The sequence below is a fragment of the Streptomyces sp. NPDC093795 genome, from assembly GCF_044764665.1.
Classification (GTDB): domain Bacteria; phylum Actinomycetota; class Actinomycetes; order Streptomycetales; family Streptomycetaceae; genus Streptomyces.
Genome location: NZ_JBIWIO010000002.1, coordinates 383,372 through 395,143 on the forward strand (window position 1 = coordinate 383,372; position 11,772 = coordinate 395,143).

At 68.9% G+C, this 11,772-nt stretch carries 8 protein-coding genes and 2 tRNA genes; 7 read left to right on the top strand and 3 right to left on the bottom strand.

The features are described from left to right. The first annotated feature begins 62 nt into the window (after positions 1 to 62). A complete protein-coding gene (locus tag ACIRB7_RS06755; protein ID WP_015033610.1) occupies positions 63 to 257 on the top strand; it encodes a hypothetical protein in 195 nt (64 codons plus the stop codon). A gap of 57 nt (positions 258 to 314) precedes the next feature. On the opposite strand, the gene ACIRB7_RS06760 is transcribed toward ACIRB7_RS06755, so the two are convergent. Further along, a tRNA-Gly gene (locus ACIRB7_RS06760) sits at positions 315 to 385 on the bottom strand. Positions 386 to 517: 132 nt separating this feature from the next. Between ACIRB7_RS06760 and ACIRB7_RS06765 the strand changes: the two genes are divergently transcribed. The 5 genes from ACIRB7_RS06765 to clpX all read left to right on the top strand — a co-directional run bounded on the left by ACIRB7_RS06765 (position 518) and on the right by clpX (position 5,175). Beyond that, positions 518 to 594 (top strand) — tRNA-Pro (locus ACIRB7_RS06765). A gap of 171 nt (positions 595 to 765) precedes the next feature. Next, positions 766 to 2,151, top strand: coding sequence for a trigger factor (gene tig / locus ACIRB7_RS06770; RefSeq protein WP_403593348.1), 1,386 nt, complete (start codon positions 766 to 768; stop codon positions 2,149 to 2,151). A 241-nt stretch (positions 2,152 to 2,392) separates the two neighbouring features. Continuing rightward, on the top strand, positions 2,393 to 3,010 hold the full coding sequence (locus tag ACIRB7_RS06775; protein ID WP_073807395.1) for an ATP-dependent Clp protease proteolytic subunit: 618 nt from the start codon (positions 2,393 to 2,395) through the stop codon (positions 3,008 to 3,010). A gap of 62 nt (positions 3,011 to 3,072) precedes the next feature. Continuing rightward, the gene (locus tag ACIRB7_RS06780; protein WP_403594373.1) at positions 3,073 to 3,735 is read left to right on the top strand and encodes an ATP-dependent Clp protease proteolytic subunit; all 663 of its coding nucleotides are present in this window, start codon (positions 3,073 to 3,075) and stop codon (positions 3,733 to 3,735) included. Between the two features lie 156 nt (positions 3,736 to 3,891). Then, positions 3,892 to 5,175 (top strand): ATP-dependent Clp protease ATP-binding subunit ClpX, encoded by a 1,284-nt coding sequence (clpX, locus tag ACIRB7_RS06785; RefSeq protein ID WP_024755522.1) that lies wholly within the window; start codon positions 3,892 to 3,894, stop codon positions 5,173 to 5,175. A gap of 64 nt (positions 5,176 to 5,239) precedes the next feature. Here clpX and ACIRB7_RS06790 read toward each other — a convergent pair whose 3' ends face one another. Next, positions 5,240 to 6,205: a hypothetical protein gene (locus ACIRB7_RS06790; protein ID WP_403593352.1), complete on the bottom strand. Its 966-nt coding sequence runs from the start codon at positions 6,203 to 6,205 to the stop codon at positions 5,240 to 5,242. A gap of 138 nt (positions 6,206 to 6,343) precedes the next feature. Between ACIRB7_RS06790 and ACIRB7_RS06795 the strand changes: the two genes are divergently transcribed. Then, complete coding sequence (locus ACIRB7_RS06795) at positions 6,344 to 8,965, top strand: valine--tRNA ligase (protein ID WP_403593355.1); 2,622 nt, start codon at positions 6,344 to 6,346, stop codon at positions 8,963 to 8,965. An 82-nt stretch (positions 8,966 to 9,047) separates the two neighbouring features. Here ACIRB7_RS06795 and ACIRB7_RS06800 read toward each other — a convergent pair whose 3' ends face one another. Next, entirely contained in the window at positions 9,048 to 11,633 is a 2,586-nt protein-coding gene (locus ACIRB7_RS06800; protein ID WP_403593358.1) for a YfhO family protein, read from the bottom strand. Between the last annotated feature and the right edge of the window lie 139 nt (positions 11,634 to 11,772).

Below are 11,772 nucleotides of genomic sequence, written 5' to 3' on the forward strand. Positions count from 1 at the left end.
GGTGTTCCGGGACTCGGGCTCCCTGGCCGGCAAGGCGGGACCGACCGAGGGTGTGATCAGTTGTGGCCATTTCACTGTCTGTGGTGTTGCTGTTGGCAATCATCCTGGTGGTGCTGATCCGAGGGGGGAACCTCAAGGGCGGCCCGGCGGTGGTCGCGGTGCTCTTCGGCTTCTTCCTCGCCTCCACCGGGATGGCCGACGACATCCAGCGCTTCCTGGACTCGATAACGCAGACGGTCGCCTCCATCAAGTTCTGAGCTGCGGCGGCCCGAAAACGAAGAAAACCCCAGGTGGCCTGGGGTTTTCTTCATGAGAGCGGGCGACGGGAATCGAACCCGCGTAGCTAGTTTGGAAGACTAGTGCTCTACCATTGAGCTACGCCCGCACAGCATCGCGCCGCAGGTCACACGGACCGCGGCACGAAGAGCATGGTAGCGGTTCGAGGGCCGTTCGCGCACACCCGTAAAAGAGGGGGCGCCGTACAGTCCCCGTCCATGTACCCTACGTGTCGCACCGACGGGGTGTGGCGCAGCTTGGTAGCGCGTCCGCTTTGGGAGCGGAAGGCCGTGGGTTCAAATCCCGCCACCCCGACCATGACGATCACGCGCCCACCATGCGCGCTCTTGATCACGTTGTGGGCGTCATCCCGCTTGCGGTTACTATGCAAGCTGCGTGCCCGTGTGTCTTTCTGACCGGGCCGACCCGCCGGAACCGCCACACGCGGCGCCGGTGGATTCCAGGAATCAGCCACAAGGAGACCGAACCGTGAAGAGCGCCGTGGAGACCCTGAACCCGACTCGGGTTCGGCTCACTGTCGAGGTGCCCTTCGAGGAGCTCAAGGACAGCCTCGACGCGGCGTACAAGAAGATCAACCAGCAGGTCACGGTCAAGGGCTTCCGTAAGGGCAAGATCCCGGCTCGCGTGATCGACCAGCGGTTCGGCCGCGGCGCCGTGCTGGAAGAGGCCGTCAACGACGCGCTCCCGAAGTTCTACACCGAGGCCGTCAACGAGGCCGAGGTCAACCCGCTGGGCCAGCCCGAGGTGGACATCACCGAGCTGAAGGACGGGGAGGTGCTGGCCTTCACCGCCGAGGTCGACATCCGCCCGACGATCGAGATCCCGGACTACTCCGGCATCGAGGTCACCGTCGACTCGATCGAGGTCACCGACGAGGACATCGAGAAGTCCGTGGAGCAGCTCCGCGAGCGCTTCGCCTCGACCTCCCCGGTCGAGCGTGCCGCTCAGGACGGCGACGTCGTCACCATCGACCTCGAAGCCAAGGTCGACGGCGAGATCCTCCCCGACGGTGTCGCCGACGGTGTCTCGTACACCATCGGCTCCGGCGAGCTGCTCGACGGCATCGACGAGGCCGTCAAGGGCCTGGAGGCCGGTGGCGAGGCCACCTTCACCTCCCAGCTGAAGGGCGGCTCCGCCGAGGGCAAGGACGCCGAGGTCACCGTCAAGGTCACCACCGTCGCCGCCCGTGAGCTCCCCGAGCTCGACGACGAGTTCGCGCAGATGGCGTCGGAGTTCGACACCCTCGACGAGCTCAAGGCCGACAGCCGCAAGCGCCTCGAGAACATGAAGCAGTTCGACCAGGCCACCCAGGCCCAGGAGCGCGTCCTCGACGAGCTCCTCAAGCTGGTCGAGGTCCCGATGCCCGAGAAGCTTCTCGAGGACGAGATCAACACCCGCAAGCACAACCTGGAGCACCACCAGCTCGGCCAGATGGGCATCGACCTCGCGAAGTACCTGGAGCTCCAGGGCAAGACCGAGGAAGAGTTCCTGGCCGAGACCAAGGAGCAGGCCGAGAAGGGCATCAAGACGCAGTTCATCCTCGATGAGCTCGTCAACCGGGAGAAGCTCGACGTCTCCCGCGAGGAGCTCACCGAGCACCTGTTCCGCCGTGCCGCCTCCTCCGGCATGAGCCCCGACCAGTTCGCCCAGGCCGTGGCCCAGGGCGGCCAGGTGCCGATGCTCGTCGGCGAGGTCGCCCGCGGCAAGGCCCTCGCGGTCGTCGTCGAGGCCGCCAAGGTCGTCGACACCAACGGTGAGGTCGTCGACCTCTCGGACGACGAGGACGAGACCGAGACCGCCGCCGACGCCGTCGAGGCGGCCGCCGGCGAGGCCGAGGTCTCCGAGGACAAGTAAGGGGCCCCCGCCCCGCGCGGACCCTGTTCCACGGGCCCGTACGCACTCCTGTGCGTACGGGCCCGTGGACGTACGCGGGACCCCTCCCGACGCCCCAACTACCTTGCGCTCCCAGCGAACAGTTCGGGAACCGGGATGGCTCTGTCCCACCTGCGCGTTAGGGTCCATGAATACGAGGGCAGTGCCCTCGGAACGAGACGCTGAGACGGCCCCCGGCCGTCGGAGACGAGCAGGTGGATACGTGACGAATCTGAAGCCTTACGCCGCGGGTGAGCCGTCCATCGGTGGCGGCCTCGGCGACCATGTCTACAACCGGCTGCTCGGCGAGCGCATCATCTTCCTCGGCCAGCAGGTCGACGACGACATCGCCAACAAGATCACCGCCCAGATGCTCCTCCTGGCCGCAGAGCCGGACAAGGACATCTTCCTGTACATCAACAGCCCCGGTGGCTCCGTGACGGCCGGCATGGCCGTCTACGACACCATGCAGTACATCCCCAACGACGTCGTGACCATCGGTATGGGCATGGCGGCCTCGATGGGCCAGTTCCTGCTCACCGGCGGCACCCCCGGCAAGCGCTTCGCCCTGCCGAACACCGACATCCTGATGCACCAGGGCTCCGCCGGCATCGGCGGCACCGCCTCCGACATCAAGATCCAGGCCGAGTACCTTCTCCGTACGAAGAAGCGCATGGCCGAGATCACCGCGCACCACTCCGGCCAGACCGTCGAGGCGATCATCCGCGACGGTGACCGCGACCGCTGGTTCACCGCGGAGGAGGCCAAGAACTACGGCCTCATCGACGACATCATCACGCACGCCGCGGGTGTTCCCGGCGGCGGCGGCACGGGCGCCTGAGCCCCGGCAGTCCGCTCACGAGCCCCAGCCCACCGAACGCCACCAGGACGGTGAACACCCAGATGCAGAACAACCTCTCCGCGAGCGGCCTCTACACCGGCGCTCCGATGGACAACCGTTACGTCGTGCCGCGCTTCGTCGAGCGCACCTCGCAGGGCATCCGCGAGTACGACCCCTACGCGAAGCTGTTCGAGGAGCGCGTGATCTTCCTCGGCGTGCAGATCGACGACGCCTCCGCCAACGACGTCATGGCGCAGCTGCTGTGCCTGGAGTCGATGGACCCGGACCGCGACATCTCGATCTACATCAACAGCCCCGGTGGCTCCTTCACCGCGCTGACGGCCATCTACGACACGATGCAGTTCGTGAAGCCGGACATCCAGACGGTCTGCATGGGCCAGGCGGCCTCCGCCGCGGCCGTGCTGCTCGCCGCCGGTACGCCCGGCAAGCGGATGGCCCTGCCGAACGCCCGTATCCTGATCCACCAGCCGTCCGGCGGTACCGGCCGTGAGCAGCTCTCCGACCTGGAGATCGCGGCCCGCGAGATCCTGCGCATGCGCAGCCAGCTGGAGGACATGCTGGCCAAGCACTCCTCGACGCCGATCGAGAAGATCCGCGACGACATCGAGCGCGACAAGATCCTGACCGCCGAGGACGCCCTGGCGTACGGCCTCGTCGACCAGATCGTGTCGACCCGTAAGAGCACGTCCGCCGCGGCGCACTGACGCCCGACCTTCCCCTGGCACGGAGCACGTGGCCGAATCGCGACCATGTGAACCGTGCCAAGGGGGGCCCGAACGGGGGGCCCGGCAAGGTACCGTCGAATATGAGGCACCAGGAGTCGCTGAACCAAGCGCTCCCAGGCGAAGGGGAAGCACCTCGTGGCACGCATCGGTGATGGCGGCGACTTGCTCAAGTGCTCGTTCTGCGGAAAGAGCCAGAAGCAGGTGAAGAAGCTCATCGCGGGACCCGGTGTGTACATCTGCGACGAGTGCATCGACCTCTGCAACGAGATCATCGAGGAAGAACTCGCGGAGACGAGCGAGGTGCGCTGGGAGGAACTTCCCAAGCCTCGCGAGATCTACGAGTTCCTCGAGGGGTACGTCGTCGGGCAGGAGCCCGCGAAGAAGGCCCTCTCGGTCGCGGTGTACAACCACTACAAGCGCGTCCAGGCCGGAGAGAACGGCGGCGGGGCGGGCCGTGACGACGCCATCGAACTGGCGAAGTCCAACATCCTGCTGCTGGGCCCCACGGGCTCCGGCAAGACGCTCCTGGCCCAGACGCTGGCCCGCATGCTCAACGTCCCGTTCGCCATCGCCGACGCGACGGCGCTGACGGAGGCCGGCTATGTCGGCGAGGACGTCGAGAACATCCTGCTGAAGCTGATCCAGGCCGCCGACTACGACGTCAAGAAGGCCGAGACCGGGATCATCTACATCGACGAGATCGACAAGGTCGCCCGTAAGAGCGAAAACCCGTCGATCACGCGCGATGTCTCCGGTGAGGGCGTGCAGCAGGCTCTCCTGAAGATCCTGGAAGGGACCACGGCCTCGGTCCCCCCGCAGGGCGGACGGAAGCACCCGCACCAGGAGTTCATTCAGATCGACACGACGAACGTGCTCTTCATCGTGGGCGGCGCCTTCGCCGGCCTGGAGAAGATCATCGAGTCGCGTGCGGGCGCCAAGGGCATCGGCTTCGGGGCGACCATCCGCTCCAAGCGCGAGATCGAGGCGAGCGACCAGTTCCAGGAGGTCATGCCGGAGGACCTGGTGAAGTTCGGGATGATCCCCGAGTTCATCGGCCGCCTCCCGGTCCTCACCTCCGTGCACAACCTGGACCGCGAGGCGCTCCTCCAGATCCTGGTCGAGCCGCGGAACGCCCTGGTGAAGCAGTACCAGCGCCTCTTCGAACTCGACGGCGTGGAACTGGACTTCGACCGCCCGGCCCTGGAAGCCATCGCCGACCAGGCGATCCTCCGCGGCACCGGCGCGCGCGGCCTGCGGGCCATCATGGAGGAGGTCCTCCAGTCGGTGATGTACGAGGTCCCGTCCCGCAAGGACGTGGCCCGGGTCGTCATCACGGCGGACGTCGTCCGCAACAACGTGAACCCGACGCTGGTCCCGCGCATCGTGAAGAACGACGGCAGGCACGAGAAGTCGGCCTGAGCCGTACGGACAGGAAAGGGGCGCCCCACCGGACAGGTGGGGCGCCCCTTCCGCGTGTGCTGTGTCAGAGCTTGACGCGGACTTCCTTGCGGAGCTTGGCGGTGATGGTGGCGGCTTCCTCGGGGGTGCCGGCCTTGCCCGTCATCACGGAGCCCAGGTCCATCGGGACCACGAAGCCCACGGTGCTGTGGTCGGCCCACACGCACATCGTGATGGTGAAGGCAGGCACGCTCTTGCTGGCGTCCCCCTTCGTCTTGGCCTGCTGGCACTTGAGGATCGCGCCGTCGAGCTCCGCCGGCGTGTACTCCTGCGGGCTGCCCTCCAGCTGCGGCGTGTCGGGCTTGGCCGCCTCCTTCTCGGACTCGGCCTTGGCGGTGGCGAAGATGGAGTCGACGACCTTCTCGGGGTCGTCGATCTCGCCGTAGAGGCCGCTGAAGGAGATCATCTTGGCCGCGAGCGGGTTGGCCTTGTTCTCCACCTGGTAGCTGGCGTTGACCTTCTGGGCGTTCTTGACGCCGTTCTTCTCGGCCTCCTCCAGGGAGTCCTTGCCCGCCGAACCTCCCTGGTCGGGAGACTTCTTGTACTCGGTGAGCACCGTCTCCGGCGTGATCAGCTTGTGCGGGCCGTCGTTCGCGACCGAGGCGCCGGCGCCGCCGCCGAACACGAAGTACGCGCCCACGCCGAGCGCCGCGACCACCGCGACCGCGCCGATGATCCAGCCCGCCTTGGACTTCTTCGGGGCCGGCGGGTGGGGGACGTAGCCGCCGGGGCCCTGGGGGGCGCCGTACGGGGGCTGCTGGCCGTACGGGCCCGGCTGCTGCTGCTGCTGCGGATAGCCGTAAGGCGGCTGCTGCTGCGGCGGGACGCCCTGCGGGGCCTGCTGGGGGTACCCGTAACCCGGCTGCGGAGCCTGCGGCTGGCCGTACGGGCCCGGCTGCTGCGGCTGCTGGCCGTACGGGCCCGGCTGGCCGTAGGGGCCGGGCTGCTGGGGCGGCTGGCCGCCGTACGGGCCGGGCTGGTTGTAGCTCATCGACAGGTTCCCCTCACAGGATGTTTATGCCTGCCGAACATCCTGACGGAACCGCTGACCGGGAAGTGCGGCGGGGGCCACACCGTTACCGAACCAAAGCGTTTCAGGACAAGGCGAGGACACCCCTAAACTGACCCCGTGACCGAGAACACTCAGCAGCAGACAGCGCCCACCACCGAACTGCCGACCCAGTACGCGCCGGCCGAGGTAGAGGGGGAGCTGTACGAGCGCTGGGTGGAGCGCGGGTACTTCGAGGCCGACGCGAAGAGCGAGAAGCCGGCGTACACGATCGTCATCCCGCCGCCGAACGTCACCGGCTCGCTCCACCTGGGCCACGCCTTCGAGCACACGCTGATCGACGCCCTGACCCGCCGCAAGCGCATGCAGGGCTTCGAGACGCTGTGGCAGCCGGGCATGGACCACGCCGGTATCGCCACCCAGAACGTCGTCGAGCGTGAGCTCGCCAAGGAGGGCAAGTCCCGCCACGACCTGGGCCGCGAGGCCTTCGTCGAGCGTGTCTGGGAGTGGAAGGCCGAGTCGGGCGGGCAGATCGCCGGCCAGATGCGGCGCCTCGGCGAGGGCCTGGCGTGGAGCCGGGACCGCTTCACCATGGACGAGGGTCTGTCCCGGGCCGTCCAGACCGTCTTCAAGAAGATGTTCGACGACGGGCTGATCTACCGCGCCGAGCGCATCATCAACTGGTGCCCGCGCTGTCTGACGGCCATCTCCGACATCGAGGTCGACTACCAGGACGACGACGGCGAGCTCGTCTCCATGAAGTACGGCGAGGGTGACGACACCATCGTCGTCGCCACGACCCGCGCCGAGACGATGCTCGGCGACACCGCCGTCGCCGTCCACCCCGACGACGAGCGCTACGCCCACCTGATCGGCAAGCAGATCAAGCTGCCGCTGACGAACCGTACGATCCCGGTCGTCGCCGACACCCACGTCGACCCGGAGTTCGGCACCGGCGCCGTCAAGGTGACCCCGGCGCACGACCCGAACGACTTCGCCATCGGCCAGCGTCACGACCTGGCTTCCATCGAGGTCCTCGACGAGCGCGGTGTCATCACCGTCCACGGCCCCTTCCAGGGCCTCGACCGCTTCGAGGCGCGCTCCGCGATCGTCGCCGCCCTGCGCGCCGAGGGCCGGATCGTCGCCGAGAAGCGTCCGTACGTCCACTCCGTCGGGCACTGCTCGCGCTGCAAGACGACGCTGGAGCCGCGACTTTCCCTGCAGTGGTGGGTCAAGGTCGAGACGCTGGCCAAGGCCGCCGGTGACGCGGTCCGCGACGGCCGGGTCGACATCCACCCCGCCGACATGTCCCAGCGGTACTTCGACTGGGTCGACAACCTCAACGACTGGTGCATCTCGCGTCAGCTGTGGTGGGGCCACCGCATCCCGGTCTGGCACGGCCCCGACGGCGAGCTGGTCTGCGTCGGCCCCGACGAGGAGCCGCCGACGGGCGAGGGCTGGACCCAGGACACCGACGTCCTCGACACGTGGTTCTCGTCCGGCCTGTGGCCGTTCTCCACGCTCGGCTGGCCGGAGCGGACCCCGGACCTGGAGAAGTTCTACCCGAACTCCGTCCTGGTCACCGGCTACGACCTCATGTTCTTCTGGGTCGCCCGGATGATGATGTTCGGCCTGTACGCGATGGACGGCCAGCCGCCGTTCCGCACGATCGCCTTCCACGGCATGGTCCGCGACGAGTTCGGCAAGAAGATGTCGAAGTCGTTCGGGAACACGGTCAACCCGCTGGACTGGATGGACAAGTACGGCTCCGACGCCCTGCGCTTCACCCTGGCCAAGGGCGCCAACCCGGGCGTCGACGTCCCGATCGGCGAGGACTGGGTCCAGGCGTCCCGGAACTTCGCCAACAAGATCTGGAACGCGACCCGTTTCGCGATGATGAACGGCGCCACCGTCGAGGGCCCGCTGCCGGACGCCTCCGAGATGACGGCGACCGACCGCTGGATCCTCTCGCGGCTGAACAAGGTCGTCTCCGAGGCGGACGCCTACTACGACGACTACCAGTTCGCGAAGCTCGCCGACGCCCTCTACCACTTCGCGTGGGACGAGGTCTTCGACTGGTACGTCGAGCTGTCGAAGACGACGTTCTTCGCGGGCGGCGAGCAGGCCAAGGTCTCGGCCCGCGTCCTCGGTGAGGTCCTCGACGTCACCCTGCGCCTGCTGCACCCGATCGTCCCGTTCGTCACCGACACCCTGTGGACCACCCTCACCGGCGGCGAGTCCCTCGTCGTCGCCGACTGGCCCAAGGACAGTGGCTTCCGCGACGCGGCCGCCGAGCAGGAGATCGAGCTCGTCCAGCAGGTCGTCACCGAGGTCCGCCGGTTCCGCTCCGACCAGGGGCTCCAGCCCGGTCAGAAGGTCCCGGCCCGCCTGGACGTGACCGGCACCGCGCTCGCCCCGCACGAGGCGGCCATCCGTCAGCTGCTGCGCCTCCAGCCGGAGGGCGAGGGCTTCGCCGCCACCGCCTCCCTGCCGGTCGCGGGCGCCACGGTCGCGCTCGACCTGTCGGGCACCATCGACGTGGCCGCCGAACGCAAGCGCCTCGCGAAGGACCTCGCGGCCGCGGAGAAGGAGAAGGCCCAGGCGAACGGGAAGCTCGGCAACGAGGCGTTCCTCGCCAAGGCCCCGGACAACGTGGTCGACAAGATCCGCACCCGCCTCGCCAAGGCGGACGAGGACATCGCCCGCATCGAGGCCCAGCTGGCGAACCTGCCGCAGGCCTGACGGCCCGGCACGACACCACGGGAAAGGCTCCCGCTCCGGATCTTCCGGGGCGGGAGCCTTCTTCGTTCGGCCTGTCGCCGGGTCAGGCCCGGCGCCGCCGGACGATGCCGGCGATCAGCACCCCGGCGAGGGCAAGCACACCCGCGCCGGTGCCGCCGAGGCCCGCCTTCAGACCCGGCGGGGAGTACGAGCAGGCGATGCGATCGGCGCCCTCTCCGAGCGGTACGCCGAGCAGACCCCGGTAGGAGACCGGCGCCCGTGACGCGCCGCCGTCGACGGAGCAGGACCAGCCCTGGATGGCGGGCGTCGCCACGACGGCGGTTCCGGTGGAGCCCTTCGGCAGTTCCGCCTCGACGGTGTGACCACCGACGTCGAGGCGCGTGGGCGCCGTGGCACGCAGGGCCTGGACGGCGTCCTGGAACTTCTTCGGGGCCATGCAGCCGACGGCGTCGTACGGCAGCACCTGGTTCGGCTGCGAGGCACCGATCGCGAACTGCAGCTTCCCGTCCGCAGGGACCCTGCCCAGCGGATTGACCGGACTCATGACGACCGGCGGCCGGCCGCTGTTGCTCATGGGCTTGGAGCCGGTGGCCACGGACAGGCCGGAGAGAGCGGGCGCGTACAGGTAGGCCTGGTCACCGGGGGCGCAACGCGCGGTGAAACCGGTCCAGGCCTTCCCCGCCTCGCGCGGGCTCAGCTGCCAGCCGTTCGCACCGCGCACGGCCGACGGGCCCTTGACGTAGTGGATCTCGGGCACCGTGTACACCTGCGCGCCCAGCGCCGCCTGACGGTTGGCCCAGACCGAACCGGCCGGCGCGCCGTACGCCTGGTCGCTGCCGGGGGCGCGGAGGCTGACCAGCGGCACGCTGGGGACGGGACGCGCGGCGACCCGCGGGCCGCTCGTCGGCTCCAGGAGAGTGCCCACGCCCATCAGGGCGTTGAGGAACGGGTCCCGGGGGATCCACAGGTTGCGCCCGCCCATCGCGTAACCGATGCCCAGCTCGCGCAGGCCGGTGACGGCCTCCTTGGTGAGGTAGCTGCTGTAGTAGCCGCCGCTCTGGACGCCGAGGAGCAGGGGGTCGTTGTTGGTGACGTACAGCGAGGGGGCGACGCCGACGCGGGACTGCGGCCAGTCGTCGTTCTCGACGGCCGCGCGGTGCACGTTCGTGGTCAGCATGCTCATCGTGGTCGTCGTGTTGTACGAACGGCGGGCCGTGTCGAAGACCACCTGGACGCCGTAGACCGCGTACGCGGTGGTCACGAGGACCGACAGGGCCAGCGCCGAGACGACGAGGGCCCGGCCCCCGCGACCCAGGCCGCGGGCGTGGAGCACGAGGAGCGCCCCGACGACCACGCCGCCGATCACCGTGCCCTTGAGGGCGTACGAACTGACGGGCTGTGCCGAGTACGTGAGGAGCACCAGGCCGGTCAGGAGCGCCCCGCCGCCGAGCAGCGCCCGGGGCCTGGGGGCGTGGGCGAGACAGATCCACGCGGCCATCACCAGCAGTCCGCTGAGGACGAAGCTCTCCCGGAAGGGCGCGCCGTGGGGGAGCGTGAAGCCCTGCCACACCTTGGCGGTGGGCGAGAAGACGAAGGAGAGCGCCGTCAGGACGATCAGCGTGAGCCAGGCGGCGCGGTCCCGGCCCCGGATCCTGGACTGGAACGGGAGGGCGAGCACGAGCAGCAGGACGAGGACGCCGGTGAAGATGTTGGGCGCGGCGGGCTCGGGGACGCTGCCGGGGAGGAGGAGCCCCAGATAGGTGAGGGGCCCGGTGGTGACGTCGACGACGTAACTCGTGGTCGGCTGCGACTGCTTGTTGGCCAGCGCGGGGACGAGGACGGCGGGGGCGGCGAGCAGGAGTCCGGTGGCCGCCATGCCGACGGCCCGGCCCAGGACGCGGGCGCGGTCACGCCAGGCGGTGTCGCTCAGGAACAGGCGGAGCAGCAGGACGAGCGCCGCGCCGAGGGTCGCCATCGCCGCGCTGTAGAAGTTCGCGAACCAGCAGACGGCGAAGACGACGGTGCCGAGCACCCAGCGGCGTCCGGCCAGGCAGTCGTCGACGGCGATGCAGAGCAGCGGCAGTGCGACGAGGCCGGTCATCCACATGGGAACGATGCTCGCGTCCAGCACGGTCCAGCCGCAGACGGCGTAGCCGGTGGACAGCAGGGCCCGCAGCCAGGGGGAGCCGGGGCGCAGACGGCCGAGGAAGACCGTCATGGCGGCCGCGGCGAGGCCGATGCTGAGGAGGGAGACGAGGAAGACCGGGAAGTCGACGTACTGGCGGGGGAAGAGCCCGGTGATCCAGGACAGCGGGTTGCTCAGATAGGTGAAGAACTCCGCGAGGAACCCGTTGCCGAAGCCGCTCTGCCAGTTGAACAGCAGGTCACCCTTGGCCGCTCCGTGCTGAAGGTCCCACAGGTGCGCGTGGAACGGCACGTACTGGTGGCGCAGGTCGTTCATCGCGCGCGTGCTCGGCCCGAAGGGGTACGTGCCGTGGGCGGCCATGCCCACGCAGAAGGCCGTCATGGACAGGATCGCGGCGGAGAGCGCCGCTGCCTTCTCGCTTCCCCGCAGACGGTCGACGATCCGTCGCCCGCCCGCCGCGGAGGCCCTGCCCTGCTGCTGCGGGATGTGTGTGCCCGCAGCAGTGTCTATCGGAGCGGTCATGGTGAAGTGGTCCCGTGGTGGTCGTGTCCGGCCGCCCCACGGGGCCGAAACTCAGACGCTTATCATATGTGGACGTCTCGTGAACGCCGGTGCCCGAGCCGGGGGGAGAACGTGCGGGGGCGGAAGGCCGTACGACCCG